General features: G+C 36.3%; 18 protein-coding genes and 6 tRNA genes. 13 read left to right on the plus strand and 11 right to left on the minus strand.

All coding sequences use genetic code 11. The annotated features are described in order from the left end of the window. The first annotated feature begins 140 nt into the window (after window positions 1–140). Window positions 141–1,046 carry a hypothetical protein gene (locus FBR08_RS09595; protein ID WP_158962510.1) on the plus strand — a complete coding sequence of 302 codons (906 nt, stop codon included), beginning with the start codon at window positions 141–143 and terminating at the stop codon, window positions 1,044–1,046. Between the two features lie 250 nt (window positions 1,047–1,296). Here the strand turns inward: FBR08_RS09595 and FBR08_RS09600 are convergent, their stop codons facing one another. The 6 genes from FBR08_RS09600 to FBR08_RS09625 all read right to left on the minus strand — a co-directional run bounded on the left by FBR08_RS09600 (window position 1,297) and on the right by FBR08_RS09625 (window position 10,562). Next, window positions 1,297–2,046: a glycerophosphodiester phosphodiesterase gene (locus tag FBR08_RS09600; protein ID WP_158962511.1), complete on the minus strand. Its 750-nt coding sequence runs from the start codon at window positions 2,044–2,046 to the stop codon at window positions 1,297–1,299. Window positions 2,047–2,227: 181 nt separating this feature from the next. Further along, a complete protein-coding gene (locus tag FBR08_RS09605) occupies window positions 2,228–5,380 on the minus strand; it encodes a S41 family peptidase (protein WP_158962512.1) in 3,153 nt (1,050 codons plus the stop codon). A gap of 146 nt (window positions 5,381–5,526) precedes the next feature. After that, window positions 5,527–6,840 carry a 30S ribosomal protein S12 methylthiotransferase RimO gene (gene rimO, locus FBR08_RS09610; protein ID WP_158962513.1) on the minus strand — a complete coding sequence of 438 codons (1,314 nt, stop codon included), beginning with the start codon at window positions 6,838–6,840 and terminating at the stop codon, window positions 5,527–5,529. A 198-nt stretch (window positions 6,841–7,038) separates the two neighbouring features. Continuing rightward, complete coding sequence (locus FBR08_RS09615) at window positions 7,039–7,890, minus strand: hypothetical protein (protein ID WP_158962514.1); 852 nt, start codon at window positions 7,888–7,890, stop codon at window positions 7,039–7,041. 110 nt (window positions 7,891–8,000) lie between these two features. Then, window positions 8,001–9,539, minus strand: coding sequence for an OmpP1/FadL family transporter (locus tag FBR08_RS09620; protein WP_158962515.1), 1,539 nt, complete (start codon window positions 9,537–9,539; stop codon window positions 8,001–8,003). A 27-nt stretch (window positions 9,540–9,566) separates the two neighbouring features. Further along, window positions 9,567–10,562 (minus strand): hypothetical protein, encoded by a 996-nt coding sequence (locus FBR08_RS09625; protein WP_233266083.1) that lies wholly within the window; start codon window positions 10,560–10,562, stop codon window positions 9,567–9,569. 133 nt (window positions 10,563–10,695) lie between these two features. Between FBR08_RS09625 and proS the strand changes: the two genes are divergently transcribed. The 11 genes from proS (at window position 10,696) to FBR08_RS09680 (ending at window position 16,394) form a co-directional block, all read left to right on the plus strand. Beyond that, window positions 10,696–12,171 (plus strand): proline--tRNA ligase, encoded by a 1,476-nt coding sequence (gene proS, locus FBR08_RS09630; RefSeq protein ID WP_158962517.1) that lies wholly within the window; start codon window positions 10,696–10,698, stop codon window positions 12,169–12,171. A 77-nt stretch (window positions 12,172–12,248) separates the two neighbouring features. Continuing rightward, a tRNA-Glu gene (locus tag FBR08_RS09635) sits at window positions 12,249–12,320 on the plus strand. Between the two features lie 25 nt (window positions 12,321–12,345). Further along, a tRNA-Glu gene (locus FBR08_RS09640) sits at window positions 12,346–12,417 on the plus strand. Window positions 12,418–12,451: 34 nt separating this feature from the next. Continuing rightward, window positions 12,452–12,523 (plus strand) — tRNA-Glu (locus tag FBR08_RS09645). Between the two features lie 32 nt (window positions 12,524–12,555). After that, a tRNA-Glu gene (locus FBR08_RS09650) sits at window positions 12,556–12,627 on the plus strand. Between the two features lie 34 nt (window positions 12,628–12,661). Further along, window positions 12,662–12,733: transfer RNA gene (locus FBR08_RS09655), tRNA-Glu, on the plus strand. Window positions 12,734–12,766: 33 nt separating this feature from the next. Continuing rightward, window positions 12,767–12,838: transfer RNA gene (locus FBR08_RS09660), tRNA-Glu, on the plus strand. Window positions 12,839–12,878: 40 nt separating this feature from the next. After that, the gene (gene rpsT / locus FBR08_RS09665) at window positions 12,879–13,130 is read left to right on the plus strand and encodes a 30S ribosomal protein S20 (protein ID WP_158962518.1); all 252 of its coding nucleotides are present in this window, start codon (window positions 12,879–12,881) and stop codon (window positions 13,128–13,130) included. 114 nt (window positions 13,131–13,244) lie between these two features. After that, window positions 13,245–15,041 carry a translational GTPase TypA gene (gene typA / locus FBR08_RS09670; protein ID WP_158962519.1) on the plus strand — a complete coding sequence of 599 codons (1,797 nt, stop codon included), beginning with the start codon at window positions 13,245–13,247 and terminating at the stop codon, window positions 15,039–15,041. A 271-nt stretch (window positions 15,042–15,312) separates the two neighbouring features. Beyond that, window positions 15,313–15,948: a 7-carboxy-7-deazaguanine synthase QueE gene (locus FBR08_RS09675; protein WP_158962520.1), complete on the plus strand. Its 636-nt coding sequence runs from the start codon at window positions 15,313–15,315 to the stop codon at window positions 15,946–15,948. Window positions 15,949–15,986: 38 nt separating this feature from the next. Continuing rightward, entirely contained in the window at window positions 15,987–16,394 is a 408-nt protein-coding gene (locus FBR08_RS09680) for a DUF2059 domain-containing protein (protein WP_158962521.1), read from the plus strand. Window positions 16,395–16,440: 46 nt separating this feature from the next. On the opposite strand, the gene FBR08_RS09685 is transcribed toward FBR08_RS09680, so the two are convergent. Then, window positions 16,441–17,157 carry a class I SAM-dependent methyltransferase gene (locus FBR08_RS09685; RefSeq protein WP_158962522.1) on the minus strand — a complete coding sequence of 239 codons (717 nt, stop codon included), beginning with the start codon at window positions 17,155–17,157 and terminating at the stop codon, window positions 16,441–16,443. Window positions 17,158–17,224: 67 nt separating this feature from the next. Between FBR08_RS09685 and FBR08_RS09690 the strand changes: the two genes are divergently transcribed. Further along, the gene (locus tag FBR08_RS09690; protein WP_158962523.1) at window positions 17,225–17,722 is read left to right on the plus strand and encodes a YkgJ family cysteine cluster protein; all 498 of its coding nucleotides are present in this window, start codon (window positions 17,225–17,227) and stop codon (window positions 17,720–17,722) included. A gap of 5 nt (window positions 17,723–17,727) precedes the next feature. Here FBR08_RS09690 and FBR08_RS09695 read toward each other — a convergent pair whose 3' ends face one another. From FBR08_RS09695 to FBR08_RS09710, 4 genes are all read right to left on the minus strand, one after another. Next, on the minus strand, window positions 17,728–17,943 hold the full coding sequence (locus FBR08_RS09695; RefSeq protein WP_158962524.1) for a hypothetical protein: 216 nt from the start codon (window positions 17,941–17,943) through the stop codon (window positions 17,728–17,730). Between the two features lie 69 nt (window positions 17,944–18,012). Beyond that, complete coding sequence (locus FBR08_RS09700) at window positions 18,013–18,777, minus strand: LytR/AlgR family response regulator transcription factor (protein ID WP_158962525.1); 765 nt, start codon at window positions 18,775–18,777, stop codon at window positions 18,013–18,015. A gap of 116 nt (window positions 18,778–18,893) precedes the next feature. Continuing rightward, window positions 18,894–20,219, minus strand: a complete 1,326-nt coding sequence (locus FBR08_RS09705; protein WP_158962526.1) for a RagB/SusD family nutrient uptake outer membrane protein — start codon at window positions 20,217–20,219, stop codon at window positions 18,894–18,896. A gap of 13 nt (window positions 20,220–20,232) precedes the next feature. After that, entirely contained in the window at window positions 20,233–23,586 is a 3,354-nt protein-coding gene (locus FBR08_RS09710) for a SusC/RagA family TonB-linked outer membrane protein (RefSeq protein WP_158962527.1), read from the minus strand. Between the last annotated feature and the right edge of the window lie 3 nt (window positions 23,587–23,589).

Consider the following 23,589-nt stretch of genomic DNA (forward strand, 5'->3'; position numbering starts at 1 on the left):
CTGTCTCAAAAGGATAGTTTCTTGTTTTTTTTAAAACAAAATATCAACTCAATGAGATAAAGGAAAAAACGCATCAAAGCAAACGAAAAGTGGTTTTATGACACAGTGATAAATAGAAATTGTAAAAAAAGAATAAATAAATGAAAAAAATATTACTTCTAGGTGTCTTAATTATAGCTGTAAAAGCAATGGCACAACAGACTCATAAAATTACAGTAGTAGCGGCTATTACAGAAAAAAATTTTGGAAAGAATTATTATGTTGAGGATGAGGATGAAGAATTATATGAATTACTAAATTCAACGACTATGTTTTTTTCTTACGATCAATCAGGGAGGATAATACATATAGGGGAATCAAAAGAGAGTACATTCAAACCACAATTAGCGTATAACGAACAGAATGAAATAATATCAGAGTTGCCCCATATAAAATTTATTTACAAAAATGGTTTGCTCTATCAGATAAAAAAAGAAGAGTCTCCTGTAAATAGACTACCCCATTATATTGTAATTACTTATACTTATAACAAAAACAACCTAATTACTGAAACAGAAATTACAACTTATTGGAATGGAGAATCGAACATAATAAAAAAGTATGAATATTTGTATGATGATAAAAATAGAATAAAGACTATTGTGGATAAAAGTCCGATAATACGCAATAAATCCTACAGAGAAAAAGAGGGTATTGATTCAGTAATGCTTAGTTATGATGATGCGAAAGAACCGTTTGATAATTTTCCTTACTTTTTTTCATTCTATTATAGTGGCTTAGAGCATTTGATGTTTACTTCTTATAAGTCTAAAAACAATATTACCTGTATGGAAAATAAGACTAACTATAGTTATATAGATTATACGTATAATAGCCAAAACTTACCACTTACGGCTACTGTATATCGGTTTGATCAAGAAGATAGTTATGGGGGAATGGATGATTATTATGATGATGAGGATGATACGTATCGTTTATTTGGGGGAATGTACACTGTGTTTGAATTTCAATATGCAGAACTAGAAATTGTGAAAAATAATAAATAGACAAGAATTGTATCTATTGATTAAACTGGTCTTGCTTGCTTATTTAAAGAAGCATAAGCATTTCGGATATAGTGATTTTCATCTATGATTGAAGAAATCCTTACGAAGCATGAATATGTAGTTAAAAAGCGGTGAACAATTAATTATAGGTGAATCTCCTAAAATCGAGAATTGAAATGAAAATAAGCGAATAAATAAAAAGGTCAGTGATGTTATTATATCACTGACCTTATCATATAAAGCAAATCATTTAAATTCGTTCTGGGAAATTGGTGATAATACCATCCACTTTTAGTTTTTTCATGCGTTCAATGTCTTTAGGGTCATTGACCGTCCAAGGATAGATTTTTAGCTTTTCTTTTTTTATTAAAGCTGTATTTTCCTCATGGAGCATTTTGTGATACGGATTAATAGCTTTAGCCTTGATGTTTAAGGCGAATTCAATCGCATCTTCTGGTTTTTTCTCTGTCAATACAGCGAGTGGTAAATGGGCATCTAAGTCATGTGCTATTTTTAGCTCTTCCCATTTAAAACTAGAAAGAATAAAATCGTCATACGTCCATCCTCTTTCTAAGAAGTTGTGAATAATTCGATGCGTATCTACTGCCGTATTACTGCCTTTTAATTCAATATTTAGTACTGCCTTTTTTTCTATAACATCGATTACTTCTTCTAATGTTGGAATTTTGTATTTACCCCCCACTAAAACATCCTCCAATTCCTCTAGGGTATAACTTTCAATATTTCCTTTTGCATTGGTAATGCGATCGAGTGTATCATCGTGAAAAACGACAAGTTCTCCACTTTTTATTTTGAAGACGTCAATCTCAATCATATCACAGCGTAATTCAACGGCTTTTAAAACAGATTCAACCGTGTTTTCAGTAATATGCCCCATGGCACCTCGATGACCAATGCGCAGTGTTTTTGATTCTTGTGCGATCGTAGTAGAGGTGATTACAGTGCAAAGTAAGGATAACAAGGGCGTTCTTAATTTCATAGTTCAAGTATTGATTAGTGAAAAACAAAAGTGTATCAATTCTATGGAATAGCAATTATCTCAACATTATATTATTGTAAATAAAAAAAGCGATTTCATCTAAAAGAACAAACTTTACCATTAATGTATTGAAAAAGAACGAAAAAAGAGAACTTTTATCTAAAAAAGTTCTCTTTTTTATTTATTTCCTTGGATTTAAATCCTGTAAAATTTCTTGTACAGCACGTTCTAACTGTGGATCCCTCTCATGTAGGCGGTCCATGAACGTATTTTTGACATAGATATCAGGAGCAACTCCTGTTTTTTCTAAATTATCTCCTTCTAAGGTATACGTTCCCCAAGAGGGTAAGCGATAGAAAGAGTGGTCGACTAGCGATTTACCGGATGTAAAAATAATCCAACGATAGGTTTCCTGCCCGATAATTTTACCAAGTTTAAGTGCTTTGAAACCAGCAGCGGTCATTTCTGCATCACTAAGTGAGAACTCGTTAATTAACAATACAATTGGTTTACCACTTGGACTAAAATTACTTTGCATTGTGAGTTTTCCTTCTCTATACTTCCATTGTAAATAGGGGCGTTGTGCTAAGAAGTTAAGGACTTTATCGTGTACATTTCCACCTGTATTAAAACGAAGATCTAAAATGACACCTTCTTTGTGGTGTTCTTGTTCTACCATGTCCAATAAGAAAGAATCTAATTCAGATGCTCCCATATTTTTCATGTAACTATAAGCAATTCGGTTGTCACTCCATTCGTTGACACGTTGTTTATTTTGATAGATCCATTCATCATATAGCAAGCCTTTTTGTGTGACAAAGGAAATGGGATGGATTTTTGCGTTGACTTCTTTTCCCTCACGGACGAATGTTACGTCAATTTCTTCTTGTTCATGAGCGAAAGTAAAGTACTCATCTCGATTTTTTGTAGGATCAACTGACTGTCCATTGATGTGTGTTAATACATCGCCTTTTTGTATGCTACTATTTTTCGTGCCAGCTGGAGATTTTCGGATTACGCGCGCTACTTCATAAGGGTTAGATGTAGAGAAAATTACTCCCATCTCTGCGGTATTGTATTGTAATCTCATTTTTTCTTCCTCTCCTGTTGAGGTAAACCCCAAGTGAGAAGAGCCCAATTCTCCTAACATATCATTGAGTAGAATTCGAAGGTCATTTCTGTTATTTAAATAAGGAAGATACGTACTAAAGTAGTCTTTCGTTGCTTTCCAATCTAGCCCATGAAAAGTCTCATCGTAGAAGTTTTCTTCCACACCGGACCAAGTTTCTTCAAACATTTGATTAAATTCCTCCGCTAAGTTTTTGGTGAAGGAATGCGAAATAGCAATCTTTTCTGGTGTACCTTTCTCTAAAGCAAATTTGTAGATAGTATGACCACTTAATGCGTAGAGTGTTTTGTCTTTTTGTTGAATTTGACTTACACTTTTATCCCAAACTTTTTCTGTTTTGGCTTTTTCGAATTTCTCGTATATCTTGCGATATAACGTGTATTTGCCATTTTCTTGATTAGAAGAATAGTACACATACTCTTTTTTATTGTCTTGAAACACCATAGGAGTGGATTGATTGCCAAATTTATCACTCACTAATTCAATTCGGTCCAATACATCTTGCGTATTGATTTGTACCACAACGGATTGTTCCGTTTTAGTTGTTGATTTTGACTTGTTTGTTGTTTTTTTATTTTGCTCTTCTTCCTCCTTTTTGGCTATAAATAGTTGATCAAATTCATCGGATTTAAAAGGTTCTGCATACCAATCTAAGGCGAGGCGATAAATACTAGCGCTTTGCATACCCATAGGATAAGAAGGATTCAAGCGATCACTGGCAAAATAGATGTATTTCCCAGAAGGAGACCAAACGGGATTAGCTTCTGATACGCCAGTATTGGTCAGGTTGATGGTTTCATTTTTTTGAATGTTGTGGATAAAAATATCATCCTCAAAGTTGCGTTTCGCCGTAAAGAGTACATAAGCTCCATCGGGAGAAAATGAAGGAGGAGCGCTCTGAAAGGCCCATATTTCATCTTTGACTATCGTTTTAGAGGTAAAAGATTGTAAATCGAGCAGGCGAATTTCATCTCGTCCACTAGTATATACCGCTTGAGTAAGTGTTTTGTTGAGCGTCAAATCTCTGTTATTGCGCGTATCATGTGTCAATTGTTCTGCTTTCCCTTTGCCATTGCCTCCGATTTTGAACCAATTTTGATAGCCGTTATAGGTTTGACTAAATAAGAGCGTTTGATTGTCTTTTAACCATCTTACTTCCATGACACGCTCTTTGCCATCCGTAAGTGCTTGTATAAATTTACCTTCTATATCTGAGACAAATAATACACCTCGGCTAATGAAAGCTAGCTTTTTGCCATCTGGTGAAACATCAAAAAAGCTGATATTATCTTCAACTTTAAAGGTTTGTTCTTTGGCGAGGGACTGATTGGTATTTAGTGTAATATCAAGCGATCGCACTTGATTTAGCTTGGTGTCATACACAAATAATTGATAGTCTTTTTCAAAAATAACTTGACTCCCATCAGCCGAGACAAATGGTTTTTTGATGGATGAGGTAAATTCCGTTAAGGCTGTTTTCTTTCCATTTTTAAACGTATAAAGGTTATAATGTCCATTATTTTCATCCGAAATGAAGTAGATATTCCCTTGTCGATCAACAGTAGGATTAAAATCTTTTCCGTTGTAATCGGTATATTGTTTAAAGTGATCAGTCGCCGGATTATACCCTAAAATATCGGGATTATTTTCTCCCTTGTAGCGTTTTCGCGTAACTTGATTGGCACTCTCTGTGGAATTAGTAAATAAGTATTCACCCGATGGAGTTTCAACTAAACCATTGGTATTGTTGAAATAATTGGTGAATAGAGGGGTAGGAGTACCTCCGTTTTTATAGATTTTAAAGGAAGCGTAATTGTTATAAGCATTACTCGAAAAGTAAATCGTTTCACTGTCCCAACTCCAGCTTTCCATGTCATCTGCTGCTTGATGATAAGTTAATTGTTGAATGGTGCCCCCTGTTAACGGCATTAAAAAAATATCTTTATTGCCGTATTGATCAGAACTAAAAGCCAGCCATTTACCATCAGGAGAAATGCGTGGATTGGTTTCGTTACCCGGTAAGGCAGTGAGTCGTAAAGCTTCTCCTCCAGCAGTGGGAACCTGCCAAAGGTCTCCATCAAAACTAAAGTACGTGGTTTTGGCATCCGGACTCAAAGATGGAGTAGAGGTGAAGTGAACTTTATGTTGAGCTCCAACCAGCGAAGTTAAGGTAAGGGTTAAAAGAGAAATAGTTTGTTTAAGCATGATCCTGTATTTTTTCTAAACTTAAAACTATTTTAGGCAACACCCAAGTTGTTTTTTGTGAGGTTCAAGCGGTTTGTAAAATTTATCTATAACCTAGAACTTCTTCAAAAAAAAACGCCATCTACTTGAGATGGCGTTTTTTTATATTAGTTTGCTGGACTTCCGTATAAATCGAATTCTGTTGCTTCATCAATGGTAATATTGGCAAAGTCTCCGATTTTTAGATAGTGCTTTGTTGCATCAACTAAAACTTCGTTGTCCACATCAGGACTATCAAATTCTGTACGACCAATGAAGTGATTTCCTTCTTTTCTGTCGATGATACAACGGTATGTTTTTCCAATTTTCTCTTGATTTAATTCCCAAGATATTTGAGCTTGAATCTCCATGATTTCATTGGCTCTTTCTTGTTTTACTTCTTGAGGAACGTCATCTTCTAAAGAGTAAGCATGGGTGTTTTCTTCATGAGAATAAGCAAAACAACCTAAACGCTCAAAACGCATTTCTTGTACCCAATCTTTTAATATTTGGAAATCTTCTTCTGTTTCTCCTGGATACCCAACAATTAAAGTTGTACGAATAGCCATCCCTGGTACAGCTGCTCTAAATTCCTTTAATAATTTTGTTGTTTTGGCTTGTGTGGTTCCACGGCGCATGGATTTCAAGATATTATCTGAAATATGTTGCAAGGGAATATCGATATAATTACAAATTTTAGGCTCTCGCTTCATTAATTCCAATACATCCATTGGAAATCCAGTAGGGAAAGCATAGTGTAAACGAATCCATTCGATGCCTTCTACTTTCGTTAAGTTTTCAAGTAGCTCCGCCAGATTTCTTTTTTTGTATAAATCTAACCCGTAGTACGTCAAGTCTTGAGCAATAAGGATTAATTCTTTTACACCATTTTTAGCTAAACCTTCAGCTTCTTTAACCAACTTCTCAATAGGTTGTGAAATGTGTTTTCCGCGCATAATCGGAATAGCACAAAAACTACAAGGGCGATCACATCCTTCGGCAATTTTTAAATAAGCGTAGTTCTTAGGCGTAGTTGTTAAACGCTCACCTAATAGCTCATGTCTGTAATCTGCACCTAATGCTTTTAAAAGAAGAGGTAAATCGGTTGTTCCAAAGTACTTGTCTACATTTGGAATCTCAGCTTCTAAGTCTGGCTTGTATCGCTCTGATAAACATCCAGTCACAAATACTTTATCTACAATACCTTGTTCTTTTTTATCTACGTACTCTAAAATAGTATTGACAGATTCCGCTTTTGCATTGTTGATAAAACCACAAGTGTTAATTACAATAATATTTGCTTCGTCGTTTGCCGCTTCGTGTGTAACGTCTTTACCGCTAGCTTTTAATTGTCCCATTAATACCTCACTGTCGTAAATATTTTTGGAGCAACCTAGAGTTACAACGTTTATCTTGTTCTTTTTTAAAGATTTAGTTCTCATTTGTTTGAAAAAAATTGGACTGCAAAAGTACATTTTTTTTCTATATAGCGAAGCAGCTTTATGAGAATTATGTGAAGTGTAGGGATTATCTAAAATGATTCCGTTTTAGAAAAGATTTGACGGAGAGCGATATAGGGAAATAAAAAAAGTGACTGCTCTTTCAAGTCAGTCACTTTTATAGGATATCGTTTAGGGAATTTACAGCTTGAAAATTCCTCCAAATGCAATTACTGTTTCTCCAAACCAGAAGTTGTGGAATGCTTTGTCTTTTTTACTGTCTGTTGTACGAACGTCATACATATCAATAAATCCTCCTTTTAACTCGGCTTGCACAAAGAAATGTTTAAAGAAGGTTACGTTTAAACCTGCTTTGGCAGAAAAACCTAAACCAGAAACGTGAAATTCATCGTATCGATCTTTACCTAATAAGGTTGTATTCGTTTTAGGATAGATAATACCAAACCCTAGTCCTTCTGTAACGTTGATTTGAATTTTGTCTGTATTGTAAATACTAAATAATTTAGAAATATCGTCTACGCGATTGACTTCAACATTTAAGTAGTTCAATCCATCCGTATGTTCGAATTTTAAAAACTCGTCGGTCAATTTTACCTGATCAGGATGACCAGCAACTTGTTCTCCATAAGTACCTTCACCGTAGTATTCACCTGTATAATTTACGGTCTGGTTTTGACGCATTACGTATTTCATGTGGTCTACACCAATTGAGATATTGTATTTGTCTGAAATAAAATAACCAACTCTGAAGTTTGTCTGAGGAATAGTCATACGACCTGGATTGATATAATCCATATGCCATCCTTTAGGTTTGTCGTCTGCTTTTACGTCTTGAAGGGTGAAATCATAGTTCTCTCCTCTAAAACGAATGTCTGAATTGGTATAATAACCTCTGTTTCCTCCCCAGTATATGTAAAATTTACCTTTATTTGAGGCTGTATAACGCAAAGGCGTAGTGGCTGTTTCTTGTGCAAATCCTACTGTAGTTGCCAACAAGCATACACTTGCAAAAAGTTTAAAAAAGGCTTTCATTAGTTTGAATTTTATAATTCCTAAAAATTTTGAGGCAAAAATACAATAAAAAAATCTCTTTAAGAGTTTATCCTTAAAGAGATTCATAGTATTAAAAGTTCTAAATAAAATTAGAAATTGATGACATAGGATAAACTTACCCAGTTTTCTTTGATTTTCCAATTCGCATTATCGTATAAATTATTTACGGTCATATCTAAGACATTTGTTTTATAGGAACGTGCTGAATGTGTGTATGCTAAGTCTAATCTAGCGTTTCCGAATTCATAACCAATACCTGCGGAAAAGCTATTCAAGTCTCCCATGTATTTTGTGTTTTTATACGGACTTTCTTCAAAGCGATATCCTCCACGAAGGCTCACTTGTTTGATTTTATACTCTCCACCAATGCGAAACTCACTTGCTGTTTTCATCTCTGTATCGTAGAATGTATTTAGAATGTCATGCGTATAGCTGTTTTTAGGGCTGAATCGTTGATTGCTATAGTCTTTGACGCTGTAATCAACACTGATTAATCCTTTTTTATTAAAGACATAAGCCAAACTTCCGGTATAGCTTCCAGGGGTTTGTAAGCGGTAACGATCTGAAATATTTACAACATTAGGATAAAGCCAAGATGTTTCGGAGAACCCCGAGCGCGTTGTTTCTATACCTTGTGTCAATTCCTCTTTTAAATTGTACCATGTTGGAGATTCATAGGAAACCCCTGCTCTTAATTCATCTGTAATTTGCCCAATTACCCCTAGCGTAAATGAAAAGCCAGTTCCATAGGTATAAAGGGAATTAGAGTACAGGATAGAATTTACCATCCCTTTAGGTAAATCAGTAGCGTGATTTACTTCAACTGCACGTGAATTCTGTGTATGATCAAAAAGGTGTAAATTTAGATTTCCTCCAACGAAAATACGATCACCCAGTTGAGCAGAGAAGTTTCCAGAAAACTTACTGCTATATCCACTGGTGCTTACGAATTTTCCTTGCGTATAGGTGTCTTTGTTTGTTCCAAAGTTAGACGTGTATTCTCCGTCGTTTTTTCCTGTATCTAAGATATAAGATTTGTAGGCTAAGTAGGTTTGTTGGCCTAGGAATCCATTCGCATAGGCAGCATCAAGATAGCCTTGCGTATCATCGCCATTTAGGGCATCATGTGGAATACGTCCGTTATTGGCTAATTGATAAAAGTACTCACCCAAGGAATTCGTTTGACCTGTTCCTATAAGGGTGTAATCGTTATGGTGATTTTTGGTACTCTCGTAATTTATTCCAATAGCAAATTTCTTCATTGTTGCTGCAGGGTCATTTGAATTAAAAACAAAAACAGTTCCTACTTGACCGACATCAAGTCCCGTGTAATTTTTGGACTCCTCGTTGTTCATGTAGTTAGTTCTGTTGTTTTTATTAACCAATGACATGCTAAAAGCAGCTTGGTTATAGTTGAAGATGGCACCTCCTGCGGGGTTGATTTTTAGTGCAGATAAGTCGCCTCCAACTGCACCAAAGGCTCCGCTCATTCCTCTAAATCGTGCTGTTCCATTCATATCAGATTCGGAATATCTAGCGATGTCTAAAGGATTGGGTTCTTGAGCTTGTATTGTACTAATCGTCAAGATTGAGGCACTTAAACCTAAAATAAATTTATTGATATACATACGTTGCTTTCAAAATGATTAAGATAATTATCTACGAGAACTATTGCCATAGCTACTTCTTGTTCCTCCTCCGCCACTACTGTAGTTACTTCTGCTGCTGCTACTACCTGTGCTATAACTACTTCTTGTATTTCCACTACTGCTGTTGTAGTTGCTTCTCGAGCTGCTATTGTTGTAGTTGCTTCTAGAGCTGCTGTTGTTGTAGTTGCTTCTAGAGCTGTTATTGTTGTAGTTGGTTCTAGAGCTGTTGTTATTGTAATTGCTTCTAGAACTACTATTGCCGTAGTTGCTTCTTGTATTAGTGCTATTGTTGTTATTTGTTCTATTGCTGTAAGTAGAGCGCGTGCCGCTGTAGGCTGAATTTGATCGCGTGCCTTGATAGGTTGATCTAGAGCCGTAATTTGTTCTGGAAGAAGCTCTGTTGGCTAAGTTATTTGATCTAGAATAGTAACTTCTTGATCCATTAGCATTATAAGAAGGTCGGGTGTTTCCATAAGAACCTCTTGAATAATAATTGGTGTGGTAACCATGAGAATAATAGGGAGAATAGTATCCACCATAGTAGGGAGATCCCCAATAGTAACTATTGTACCACGGTCTATAATAGCTATTCCAACCAAATCCTATACTCAATCCCCAACCACCACCATAGTAGTACGGATCGTAGAACGGATCATAATACCCATACCCCCAATACGGTCTGTAATTGTTGTTTTGATAATTTACTTGAATACTCGTTGGTTCAGTTCCCCATGAACCATAACTCACTGCTTTATTCGGTATATTGTTCAATATACTGTCATTTACAGGTGAATTATAGGTATTGACATCCGTGAAATATTCCATATCTTCATTAAGAGAGGCAAAATAGTTCTCATAGTAATTACCCGAATCATTACCTGTATAGGGATCAACTTGTGTGCTTTGTCCATAAATACCATCTTGAGAGTAAGATGAATTATGGTATGAACCACAAGAAATAGCGAATCCTCCTAGAAGTAAGAAAAGGCTGATTCTTCTCATGCTTATTGTTTTTTGAAGAATTGTAGTCATTTTCGATGGGAATTTAATTGTTGTTAGAAACAAATTTAGTTACTTTTGTGGAATTATTATAGTTAATTAAGAGTTAAACAACTTAACTGCTAATATATTAAAAATGAGCAAGAATATTACTAAGAGAAGTGAGGACTATTCGAAGTGGTACAATGAGCTTGTAGTAAAAGCTGATTTGGCCGAAAATTCGGGAGTTCGAGGATGTATGGTTATTAAGCCATATGGCTATGCTATTTGGGAGAAAATGCAAGCAGAGTTAGACAAGAAGTTCAAAGAGACTGGACATCAAAATGCGTATTTCCCCTTATTCATCCCCAAGTCTTATTTTAGTAAGGAAGCTAGTCACGTGGATGGATTTGCAAAGGAATGTGCAGTAGTGACGCATTATCGCTTAAAAACAGGAGAAGACGGAAAAACAATTGAGGTAGATCCAGAGGCGAAGTTGGAGGAGGAGTTAATCGTTCGTCCTACATCGGAAACTATTATTTGGGATACCTATAGAAAGTGGATTGAATCATACCGTGATTTACCTATTTTAGTGAATCAATGGGCTAATGTGGTGCGTTGGGAGATGAGAACGCGTTTGTTTTTGAGAACGTCGGAATTCTTATGGCAAGAGGGGCATACGGCACACGCTACAGAACAAGAAGCAGTGGCTGAAGCAGAACAAATGCTAGAAGTGTATGCTGATTTTGCTGAAAATTTTATGGCTATTCCAGTTGTAAAAGGATTTAAAACAGAAAATGAGCGTTTTGCTGGTGCGATTGAAACCTATTGTATTGAAGCATTAATGCAAGATGGTAAAGCGCTACAAGCGGGGACTTCTCACTTTTTAGGGCAGAATTTTGCTAAAGCATTTGATGTGAAATTTACAAGTCAAGAAGGGAAGCAAGAATATGTATGGGCTACCTCTTGGGGAGTAAGTACGCGATTGATGGGAGCATTGGTTATGACACACTCCGATGACAATGGCTTGGTATTGCCTCCAAACTTGGCGCCAATTCAAGTGGTGATTGTGCCTATTCATAAAACAGACGAACAATTAGAAGAAATTCGCGAGGAAGTGAAAAAGGTAACCGATCAATTTAAAAAATTAAATATTTCGTTTAAGTTTGACGATCGTACAACGTTCAAGCCAGGATGGAAGTTCAATGAGTATGAGTTAAAAGGTGTGCCGTTGCGTATTGCGATTGGACCAAAAGACTTAGAAAACGGAACATTCGAGGTGGCTCGTCGCGATACATTCACCAAAGAGATTGTAGCGAAGGATGCTATTGTTACCTATGTGCAAGATATGCTAGAAGAGATTCAAACGAATTTATTCGATAAAGCAAAAGCGTACAGAGATTATCATATCACGGAGGCGAATTCTTTTGAAGAGTTCAAAGATTTATTAGAAAATAAAGGAGGATTTGTTTCAGCACATTGGGATGGTACAATTGAGACAGAAGAAAGAATTAAAGATCTTACAAAGGCTACAATTCGCTGTATTCCAATTGATAGAAAAGAGGAAGCAGGGGTTTGTGTGCTAACAGGGGCGCCTTCTAAAGGAAGAGTGTTGTTTGCAAAAGCTTATTAGAAATAAAAAATTTTGTTTTTTCTCTTGCGGGTTTAAAAATATATTGTACTTTTGCATCCGCGTTAGATAAACAAAATGGTCCGTTCGTCTAGGGGTTAGGACGCCAGGTTTTCATCCTGGTAACAGGGGTTCGATTCCCCTACGGACTACAAGCTCTTTTTAACTAATGCATTTGGTCCGTTCGTCTAGGGGTTAGGACGCCAGGTTTTCATCCTGGTAACAGGGGTTCGATTCCCCTACGGACTACAAGATTCTCTCTGAGAATCGCATTTGATATTTTGGTCCGTTCGTCTAGGGGTTAGGACGCCAGGTTTTCATCCTGGTAACAGGGGTTCGATTCCCCTACGGACTACAGTTCTTTTGAATACTAATAATACCATATTTGGTCCGTTCGTCTAGGGGTTAGGACGCCAGGTTTTCATCCTGGTAACAGGGGTTCGATTCCCCTACGGACTACAGTGATTCTCTCGGGAATCTCAAATGCGTTTTTGGTCCGTTCGTCTAGGGGTTAGGACGCCAGGTTTTCATCCTGGTAACAGGGGTTCGATTCCCCTACGGACTACAACGATTCATCGCGAATCAAAAATAGTTTTTTGGTCCGTTCGTCTAGGGGTTAGGACGCCAGGTTTTCATCCTGGTAACAGGGGTTCGATTCCCCTACGGACTACAGAAAAAAAATAGTATAGACTTAATAAAATATTTAAAAAATGGCAAATCATAAGTCAGCTTTAAAAAGAATTAGAGGTAACGAAAAAAAGAGAGTATTAAACAGATATCAGCATAAAACTACACGTAACGCGATCAAAGCTTTACGTTTGATTGAAGATCAAAAGGATGCTGCTGATAAATTACCTGTAGTGGTTGCAATGATTGATAAATTAGCAAAGAAAAATATCATTCATGCGAACAAAGCTTCTAATTTAAAATCTAAATTAACAAAACACGTTGCTGCTTTATAAGAAGCAATAGGTTGTGTTTATAGAAGACATACACTAAGCTCTCAATTCCATGAGGGCTTTTTTTGTTTATACTATACGTTTCAATGAATACTAATATAATTTTAAAATCCTTTTATGACACAAATTAGGAATATTGCAATTATTGCACACGTTGACCATGGTAAGACTACTATGGTGGACAAGATATTACACCACTGTCAGTTATTTCGTGAAAATGAAACTAATGGAGAGTTGATTCTAGATAACGAGGATATCGAAAGAGAAAGAGGAATTACAATCGTTTCAAAAAACGTATCTGTAAGTTATAAAGGAACTAAAATTAATATTATCGATACTCCAGGACACGCGGATTTTGGTGGAGAAGTAGAGCGTGTATTGAATATGGCTGATGGTGTTCTTTTAATTGTAGATGCTTTTGAAGGACCGATGCCACAAACTCGATTTGTATTGCAAAAAGCAATCAGCTTAGGGTTAAAACCATGTGTAGTTATCAATAAAGTGGACAAAGAAAACTGTACACCTGAAGAAGTACACGAAAAAGTGTTCGACTTAATGTTCGAACTTGGAGCTGAAGAGTGGCAAATGGATTTCCCTGCTGTTTACGGATCAGCTAAGAACAACTGGATGTCTGATGATTGGAAAAAACAAACAGACTCTTTAGAACCATTATTAGATATGGTTTTAGAGCACATCCCTGCTGCTGAAGTAAGAGAAGGTACTCCTCAGATGTTAATTACGTCATTGGATTACTCTACTTTTACAGGACGTATTGCTATTGGACGTTTACACCGTGGAGTATTAAAAGAAGGAATGAATATTTCTTTGATTAAAAGAGACGGGAAAATCGTTAAATCAAAAATTAAAGAATTACATACTTTTGAAGGTCTAGGCCGTAAAAAAGTAGCAGAAGTATACGCAGGTGATATCTGTGCTGTTGTTGGAATTGAAGGATTTGAAATTGGAGATGTTATCGCTGATTTTGAAAATCCAGAAGCATTGCCAACAATTACTATCGATGAACCAACAATGAGTATGTTGTTTACTATTAACGACTCTCCATTCTTCGGTAAAGAAGGTAAATTTGTTACGTCTCGTCACATTAAAGACCGTTTAAATAAAGAATTAGAGAAGAACTTAGCGTTGCGTGTAAATGAAACGGATAGTGCTGATAAATTCATGGTATTTGGACGTGGTGTATTACACTTGTCTGTTTTGATTGAAACAATGCGTCGTGAAGGATACGAACTTCAAATTGGTCAACCACAAGTTATTATCAAAGAAATTGATGGAGTTAAATGTGAGCCAGTAGAAGAGTTGACAATCGATATTCCTGAGAACTTATCCGGACGTGGAGTAGAATACGTGTCGTTGAAAAAAGGAGAAATGCTAAGCATGGAACCGAAAGGTGACCGTATGATTATTAAATTCTTAGTACCTTCTAGAGGTATTATCGGTTTGAGAAATCAATTGTTAACTGCAACGGCTGGTGAGGCAATTATGTCGCACCGTTTCCTAGAATATCAACCATACAAAGGTGAAATCGCTGGACGTATCAACGGATCTTTAATTTCTATGGAAAATGGAAAAGCTATTCCTTATTCTATTGATAAATTACAAGACCGTGGTAAGTTTTTCGTAGATCCGAATGAGGATATTTACGAAGGACAAGTAATCGGTGAAAACTCTCGTGGAGATGATATGACCGTTAACGTAACGAAAACGAAGAAGTTAACAAACGTTCGTGCATCTGGATCGGATGATAAAGCGAAAATTGTTCCGGCAATTAAATTCTCTTTAGAAGAAGCTTTAGAGTACATCCAAAAAGATGAGTACGTTGAGGTAACTCCAAAATCTCTTCGTTTGAGAAAAATCTTCTTGAAAGAAACAGATCGTAAGAGAAACAAAATCTAAACCTATTTTGGTTTTAATGATAGAATCCAGAGGAATTTCCTCTGGATTTTTTTTTGAATTTTATGGATTGAATTAGAGGGCAAGCTCGATGGGACAAAGTTGTGAATTATTCATAATCAACAAGAAATAAGGCATAGTTCACGGGGTGAATTATAAATTTGACCGGTGGAATAAGGGAGTAGAAAACGAGAGATTCATGTTTTTACCTTATCTTTGCGGCGTAATTCTACGTTTTAAAAGTAGGAATTGCGAGTATAATAATTAGTTTGATATGATACAGGATAACCTAGAAAATAAGGCATTAACAGAAGGAAAAGTATTGCCTTTGATGGAACAGTTTTACACCATTCAAGGGGAAGGTTTTTATTCGGGGCATGCGGCTTACTTTATTCGATTAGGAGGATGTGATGTGGGATGCCATTGGTGTGATGTGAAAGAAAGTTGGGATGCGGAATTACATCCCTTAACAACAGTAGAGCAAATGGTTTCTGATGCGTCGGCAGTGGCTAATTTAGCTGTAATTACAGGGGGGGAGCCCTTGATGTATAATTTAGATTATCTAACAAAGAAATTAAAGGAAGCGGGGCTACAAACCAATATAGAAACATCTGGGGCTTATGAAATGTCGGGTGATTTTGATTGGGTTTGCCTATCTCCAAAAAAGGCAAAACTACCAACAGCAAGTGCTTATGAAGCAGCGAATGAATTAAAAGTTGTGATTTATAATAAGCATGATTTTATCTTTGCAGAAGAACAAGCAGCTCAAGTAAACAAAGATGCTTTGTTATTATTACAGACAGAGTGGAGTAAACGCGCGGTAATGATGCCTTTGATTATAGAGTATGTGAAAAATAATCCTCAATGGAAAATATCAATACAGACACATAAGTACTTGGATATTCCTTAGTATAGCTTTATATTTACTCCTCCAAAAGAATAATAATTATGAAAAAAATTGTAATCGTAGCTGCATTTATGTTAGCAGGGCATTTCGGTTTTGCACAAGATGCGGCCTATAAAGCAGATGCTGAGAAATACATGGAAGTTAGTGGACAAATGAAAGCTTTTGACTATATGACAGAAGATATCATCCAAAACATTCCAGAAGCAAAAAGAGCGGAATTTAAAAAAGAATTCGATGTAAGCTTAAAAGAGTTCAAATCGAACATGGCTAATATTTACATTCAAGAGTTTACGCATAGCGAAATCAAAGAATTGATTAAATTATATGAAACTCCAGTTGGAAAAAAATTATACGAAAAAAACAAAGTTTTGTATGATAAAGGACAACAAGTTGGAATGGAATGGGGAGCTAGCATTCAATCAATCATGATGAAATACATGGAAATGTAAATCAAGATATAAAAAAAAGCCTAAGCATATTGCTTAGGCTTTTTTATTAGTAACGGTTAACCGTTAGTCGAGCGAGATAATCGAAATTTTCTCCCTCGTATAGTATTTCACAATCTAAACCACAGCCATGTGCTGCGTTTTGAAGCGTATTGTAATCTAAATACAACCACGGAAAGGCATCTTCTGTTTCTCCTTTGTATTCCACGCTAAAAACTAATTCTCCATAGTAATCTTTATTGTCCATCGGAATCCATTTTCCACCGTCTTCATCTTCGTCGAACATATAGATTAAATCCGAACTGTCGATTAGGATTTGTCCACCTGAAGCTAGTAAGCTTTTTAAGTGCTCTAAATACGTAGTGATGTGAATCAATTTTCCAAAAATACCCGTTCCATTCATCAAGAGAAGAATCGTGTCATATTGTTCATTCTTGATATCAAGGATATTGGCGTTTTTAGCGTTTTTTACGCCTCTCAATTGACACGTTTCAACAGCCTTTGGAGAAATATCGATAGGCGTAACTTCGAACCCTTTTTCTTGTAAATAAAGGGCATGAGATCCCGCACCACAGCCTACATCAAGAATTTTTCCCTTGCTTTTTTTTAAGGCAATTTGCTCGATTTCGGGCATGTCCTTATAGGAGCGAAACCAATAGGAAACCTCCATTTCCTCTGCTTCTGAGATATCGGTCTCCGTTAGAATTGCCGCTGGTTTTTTGGTGATTTGAAAATCTAATAGGGCTTGGCCAATGAGGTCTTTCATTTTTTTGTCGATTTTTGAGCTATAAAAAAGAGAGTTGTTGTAATTTTGTCCTTCAAAATAAAGAGGAATGGATAAAATACTGCAACAGCTTCCAAAGTTAGCCAAAGATAAGCATAATGAGAATAAAAAGTATTTGGCGAAGCTGCAAAAGAAAGCGCCTAAGGATTTGGATTATCAAATGCAGGAAATCCACGATGCGGTATTTAAAAAAACGGATTGTTTGTCTTGTGCCAATTGCTGTAAAACGACAGGCCCTTTATTTACCAGTGCGGATATAGAGCGAATCAGCAAGCATTTACGCCTCAAACCCCAGCAATTTATCGATCAGTATTTGAGAATCGATGAAGACAATGACTATGTTCTACAACAAGTACCTTGTACATTTTTGGATGCAGAAAACTATTGTATGATTTACGAAGTTCGTCCAAAAGCATGTAGAGAATACCCACATACGGATCGCAAGAAGTTTCAACAGATTGCAAATCTTACCTTACAAAATGTATCAATCTGTCCAGCAGCTTACGAAGTCGTGGAGCAAATGAAAAAGAAAATTGTGGTAAAATAATAGAATTAAATAAAGAAATAATCTTCTTCTGTATCTTGAAAAAGAGCAGAAGCTTCTTCGGTCAGATCTTCAATTTGAGCTGAGAAATAGTCAATGATATCTAAAATAACTTCTTTTATTTTTTCAAAAATGCTCAAAGCGTCATCCAAATAATCTTTGATTAGTTGAAAGAAATCAAGGATCCCATCAATTAGTTTGACAATATATTCTCCTACATTCATAGTACAGTTTGTTTTAGTATGACTCAAATGTAAGTAAAAAAAATAAGTCGAGACGTGTTGGTTTGTAATTTAACTCAACCAATCTTTTAAATTTGAGATATGAGCTTTACTAACAAAAATAGGGTATTGATCGTCACTTTGCACGTTTAAAACCAATTCTATCTTCTGACTTGTATGGCGAATCACTTCTTTAATTGCGTGAATATTGACAATAAAACTGCGATTAATTTTAAAGAAAGTTTTAGCGTCTAGTTTTTCAATTACATCTTTAAGAGTGTCATCATAAATGAAACGCTCATCTTGAAAGGTATGTAAGAATAGGTGTTTACCCGAAGCAAATAAATAGGCTATTTCGCTTGTTTCTATTGATTTTAATCGATGGCCATCGTGGATTAAAAAGCGGTCTTTAAGCTTTGTGTTTATCGCTTCTGTAGCGGTTTCTAGGGTGGATGGTTGTTCCTCTTGTAAGCGTTTGGTAATGGTAACGTATTTGAGGAGTACCTCGTCTAAGGCGTCCTTGTCAAAAGGTTTTAAGATGTAACCGATAGCAAATTGCTTAAAGGCTTCGATGGCGTAGTTGTCATAAGCGGTGATGAACACGACAGGACTTTTAACAGCAATTTTGTCGAAGATTTCCAGACTCTTACCATCGCCTAAGTGAATGTCCATGAAAATGAGATCCACGGTGTTTTGAAAGAAGAAAGTTGTTGCTTCTTTAATAGAAGAAAGCATAGTAATCTCTCCAACCGCAACGGGCAGGATGTCTTGTGTCAGTAATAATTTCTGTAGATAATTAGCTGCTAGAGCTTCATCTTCAACAATAGCTATGCGCACTTCTTTTTTTGGGTAAAAGTACTAAAAAGTTAGCCGTTCTAAAAATTCGTTTTTTTATACTGGAATTGGAACATAAAAAAAGCTACCATTTCTGGTAGCTTTTGCAGTGTCACTGGCTATAAATTTGGGTTGTTTTCTCTTGCTTTTCTTGGGAAAGGCAACGTATAGCGCGGATCGTTTTGTTGTAGTATAAATTCTTCGTTACCTAATCGGTGCACGATTTTCTTTTGATCTAATCTTCTCAAGTCGAACCAACGTTGACCTTCAAAGGCAAATTCTCTGAATCGCTCTTCGAGTATGAATTTTTTGTATGCTACTTGGTCGAACGATTTTAGTTGTGCTAACACAGCAGGGATAGCTTCGGCTTTGTAGCGATTTTCGATAATGGGCTGTAGCGTAGTTGTCGCTTGATCCAATCGATTCAAGAATAGTTGAGCTTCTGCTTTAATGAAGTACAATTCAGCCGTTCTGAATGTGATTTTAGTATCTCCATTTCCTGTTTTAACCAAAACTAGATTTCCTTTTACATCATCAAATGAAGACGTATAACGAAGGTCGTTTGCTTGATCATAACTTGCTTTCAATTCTTCAGAGGCAAAAACAAAAGATTTATACGTCGTTTTAAATACATCTTCTAAATTCATAATTGATTCTACCGATTTGAAATGAGCAACCGATTCTTTCGCATCTACATTTAAGTTTTGTAGTGTATTTTTGATTGCTAATGCACTTTCTGCACTTGCAATTGCAGCTTCATATTTCTTTTGATACAGATTTACACGGGCTTCTAAAGCCAAAAGAGCCAATTTAGAAAAACGGTAGTTTGTACCTGCATCATAAGTAACTACTTTTAATTTTGCTTTTGCGGCATCGATATCCGAATGAATTTGGTTGTAAACTTCTGCTACGGTTGATTTCGGTCTTTTGCTATCTAAATCTACTTCGTTTAAGATTACAATACCAGGTTCTGTAGCCGCTGTAGCTGGATCATACGGTTTAGCAAAGAAGTTTACTAAATCGAAATAAGCCAGAGCACGTAGCGCATGAGCTTCACCTAAAAGTTGTTCTTTTGCGTCTCCCGTTTGCATTGTTCCTGTACCATCGTTAATGGTTTGATTGGTATAGAAAATAACTTTGTATAAGTCTTGGTATCCATACTCTCGTGTTCCATCACTTGGACTTTGGTCATTGTATACAAATACATCGCGAATTTCTGCGAAGTCACTGTTGTCCATTACTGGAACTTGAACTTCATCCGTTCGTATAGTCGTTAGAGCCTTGTGACGTGGGTACGCAAAGTAAGCCGACGTCATCAATTTTCTATAATCATCTGTGGTTTTTGGAATAATTTTTCCTTCTGGTTCAATATCTAAGAATTTATCACAACTTACAGTAGATAAACCTAAGCTTAGACATCCGATAAATAAAAAAAGTCTTTTCATAATGTGCAAAGGGTTAGAAGGTTATATTTAATCCTAAAGAGAATGATCGCTGGATTGGTTGTGAGTATATGTTTCCGTATGTTTCTGGATCAAAGTAACCTTTGTAATCGGTTCCGAATACGAATAGGTTTCTTCCTTCAACAGTAAAACGCACATTTTCTAAACGCATTTTATCTAAAACTGCTTTTGGTAAAGTATAACCTAAACGCAAGCTGCTAATACGCAAATAACTCGTTTCTTTTGTCCAAATATCTAAATAGTTGTAATAGTTAATTGGCGCTCCACCGTAATCAAACCACTTCGTTAACATCCAATTGTCTGTTCCGTCATAAGCGTCATTGCCAGTTAAGCCCGGTAATGTTCCACTAGTGTTGATTGGCGTCCACATATCTAATACATCTCTCGTATAGTTTCTTCCTGGATCAATTAATGCCGAATTATAAGCAGGCGTACGCGTTACCATTTGTTTTAGATTGAAGGCCGCAGAGATAGTGAAATCAAAATTGTTGATTTTAAATGTATTGATGATACCTCCAGTAAACTTAGGATCTCTATCTCCTGCATAGGTAAATAAATCTCTTGATTGTTCTGGTGTCAATTTAGAGTCAACCATATAACCTGGCATGATTTCTTCCCAAGAATCGTATAATTGGAAAAATTCTTTAGCAGATACTTTCTCTTCCCCTTGCCAGAATAAAATATTTCCTTTTTCATCTAATCCTGCTGTTTTCAATACAAAAGCAGAATTTACAGCATGACCTTCTCTCGATGGTAAATATTCACCATCGTTTACTTGAATACGATCAACTCTACTCTTGTTGTGTGCAAAGTTGAACGTGGTTGTCCAAGAGAAGTTAGGACGTGCGATATTTCTCGTTGTTAATGAAATCTCATATCCTTTATTGCTTACTTGTGCCCAGTTCATGTTGGTAAACTCAAACCCAGTCTCAAAAGGCAAGGCACGTAAACCAATTAAATCGGTACTCTTTCTGTTGTACGCATCAAATTCTACCGCAATTCTATTGTTGAATAGACCTAAGTCAAAACCAAAGTTTGTATTGGTTGTTTTTTCCCATCTTAAGGTACCATTAGGCAAGTTAGTTACTTGAATTGTACTTTCTGGATAACCAGGTAAGATAGCAGAAGTATTGTATTCTCCAATGACAAAAGGAGAGGTGGTACGATCCACATTTCCTTGTAAACCATAAGATGCACGTAGACGTAAATTGTTGATGAAATCAACGTTTTCCATGAAGCTCTCGTTCGATACTAACCAAGAACCCGAAACGGCCCATAAAGGTAAATACCTGTATTTTGGATCTACACCAAATAGGTTAGAACCATCGTAACGCACACTTCCAAATACGGTATATTTTCTGTCGTACGTATAAGAAGCTGTTGCGAAGAAAGAAGCATAAGCATCTTCTCCTTTTGTTCTTCTATAGGTCTCGTATTTTTTCTGTGCTGTCTCCGTGTTTCCTTGAGGGAACAAGATTGGTTTTGTTGTTAAGGTCAAAGGATCATAACCAAACCCTTTAGATTTGATTTGTTTTCGCTCTTCTTTTCGGATTTCCATACCTCCCATGATATCTATCTCATGTATATCATTGATAATGGTATTATACATCGCTTGGGTTTTCCAATTGTACTGGAAGTATTTATCCGTGAAGTTTTCAATAATTCCACCTTCAGGCAAAAAGTATTTGAATTCTTTTGCTGAACTGTCATAGTATCTCGTGCCTTCTCTGAATTTACGTGTGTTATACGTTTCTTGACCTAAGTATTTCTCCGTATCACTGTTGTCAATTTGTAAGCCCAATTGAGAAGTAAATTTCAAATCATCTAAGACTTGATAATTAATATCAAAAATAGCTTTCAACGATTGATTTTTCAATTCGTAGCTTGTATTTTGTCTTTCTTCTAAGAAGTTGAACGGAATATAAGCATCTCCAAAACCATTGATATCTGGATCATACTGAAAACTACCGTCTTCATTGTATGGTTTTAAATAAGGATTGGCATTTCTAGAGTAGTTTGCTGGGTTAACACTTGCATCAGCATCTGCGATGAAGTTGGTTTTATTGGATTGTGTTCCGAATAAAGCTACGCCAGCTGTTACTTTGTCTGTCAGGTTAAAGTTGTTTTTCAACGTAATGTTGTAACGCTCAAAACCAGTTCCAATTGTCGATCCTTCTTCATCGTAGTATCCTAAGGAAAAGTAGTAATCCGAAAGATCACTTCCACCAGATAAGCTCAAACCATACTGCTTGTTGAACGTAGGACGGTATAACTCTTTACCCCAGTCTGTATCGACTAATCTCAATCGATTTATTGCATTTTGACTTTCTTGAGATATGGCGTTAAGTCCTCCTTGTCTATACGCATCTAACTCATTATTTCGATTTAGAATTCTTGCCACTTCACCTTGACGTGAGCGGGCATTATCGATATCTGCTCTACCAGCAAGCATCAATTCTAAATCTACTTTTTCAGATGAATTCATCAAGTTTAATTTCGAAAATTGAGGGCGTTCATTCACAAAAGTATTAGCTGTAAAGTTTACTTTCATCGACCCTTTTTTTCCTTTTTTCGTTGTAATAACAATTACTCCATTCGCTGCTCTTGCTCCGTAAATAGCCGTAGCAGATGCATCTTTTAAGATGGTGATATCCAAGATGTCATCTGGATTTAAACCAGCGATAGAAAAGTTTTGCAATTGATCGATGTTGTCTTTATCGTTAAAGTTGGGTACATTATTTCCTTCTAATGGCATTCCGTCAATTACCCATAATGGATCTTGAGGTCCGTTTAAAGAAGCCGTACCACGGATTCGGATTTTAGCTGGTCCACCAGGTGCTCCTGTAGGGGTAGTAACCGCAACCCCTGCTATTTGACCCGCCAACATTTGATCCACACTAGCAACTCCTGTTTGTTCGATATCGGCCATGCTAATTTGAGCCACAGAAGAAGTTAATTTGCGCTTTTCAATCGTTTGATAACCAGTAATGATTACCTCATTCAATATGTTTTCATCCGTACCTAAGGCAACGCTATAATGCGTTTTCGTTGATAAATACACCAATTTGGAAGCATAACCAATAAAGCTGATGCGAATGGCATTTGTTTCTTTGGGTACTTCTAGGGTAAAGTTACCATCAAAATCAGTCATTGTTCCAATACTCGTACTTTCGATGATTCCCTTTTGACCCGTTTCTGTCGATACACTTTGTGTCTCAACAATAACAGATGCCCCCGGTAATCCCGATTTGTCGCTTGCATCTTGAACAAAACCTGTAATCGTTCTTTTCTCTTGTGCTAGTGTAAGAGTTAGGGTAAAGAACGAAAATAAAAGAAATAGTTTTTTCATTTT

Source organism: Myroides fluvii, assembly GCF_009792295.1.
In the GTDB taxonomy this organism is placed as follows: Bacteria; Bacteroidota; Bacteroidia; order Flavobacteriales; family Flavobacteriaceae; genus Flavobacterium; species Flavobacterium fluvii_A.

Bases quoted from the DNA above. Each gene is read 5' to 3' on its own strand.
- FBR08_RS09690 (WP_158962523.1), top strand. From the start codon at position 17,225: ATGGATAAAATACTGCAACAGCTTCCAAAGTTAGCCAAAGATAAGCAT.
- FBR08_RS09595 (WP_158962510.1), top strand. From the start codon at position 141: ATGAAAAAAATATTACTTCTAGGTGTCTTAATTATAGCTGTAAAAGCA.
- rimO (WP_158962513.1), bottom strand. From the start codon at position 6,840: ATGAGAACTAAATCTTTAAAAAAGAACAAGATAAACGTTGTAACTCTA.
- FBR08_RS09675 (WP_158962520.1), top strand. From the start codon at position 15,313: ATGATACAGGATAACCTAGAAAATAAGGCATTAACAGAAGGAAAAGTA.
- FBR08_RS09605 (WP_158962512.1), bottom strand. From the start codon at position 5,380: ATGCTTAAACAAACTATTTCTCTTTTAACCCTTACCTTAACTTCGCTG.
- FBR08_RS09705 (WP_158962526.1), bottom strand. From the start codon at position 20,219: ATGAAAAGACTTTTTTTATTTATCGGATGTCTAAGCTTAGGTTTATCT.
- FBR08_RS09620 (WP_158962515.1), bottom strand. From the start codon at position 9,539: ATGTATATCAATAAATTTATTTTAGGTTTAAGTGCCTCAATCTTGACG.
- FBR08_RS09685 (WP_158962522.1), bottom strand. From the start codon at position 17,157: ATGAAAGACCTCATTGGCCAAGCCCTATTAGATTTTCAAATCACCAAA.
- FBR08_RS09710 (WP_158962527.1), bottom strand. From the start codon at position 23,586: ATGAAAAAACTATTTCTTTTATTTTCGTTCTTTACCCTAACTCTTACA.
- FBR08_RS09615 (WP_158962514.1), bottom strand. From the start codon at position 7,890: ATGAAAGCCTTTTTTAAACTTTTTGCAAGTGTATGCTTGTTGGCAACT.
- FBR08_RS09680 (WP_158962521.1), top strand. From the start codon at position 15,987: ATGAAAAAAATTGTAATCGTAGCTGCATTTATGTTAGCAGGGCATTTC.
- FBR08_RS09695 (WP_158962524.1), bottom strand. From the start codon at position 17,943: ATGAATGTAGGAGAATATATTGTCAAACTAATTGATGGGATCCTTGAT.
- proS (WP_158962517.1), top strand. From the start codon at position 10,696: ATGAGCAAGAATATTACTAAGAGAAGTGAGGACTATTCGAAGTGGTAC.
- typA (WP_158962519.1), top strand. From the start codon at position 13,245: ATGACACAAATTAGGAATATTGCAATTATTGCACACGTTGACCATGGT.
- FBR08_RS09600 (WP_158962511.1), bottom strand. From the start codon at position 2,046: ATGAAATTAAGAACGCCCTTGTTATCCTTACTTTGCACTGTAATCACC.
- FBR08_RS09625 (WP_233266083.1), bottom strand. From the start codon at position 10,562: ATGAGAAGAATCAGCCTTTTCTTACTTCTAGGAGGATTCGCTATTTCT.
- rpsT (WP_158962518.1), top strand. From the start codon at position 12,879: ATGGCAAATCATAAGTCAGCTTTAAAAAGAATTAGAGGTAACGAAAAA.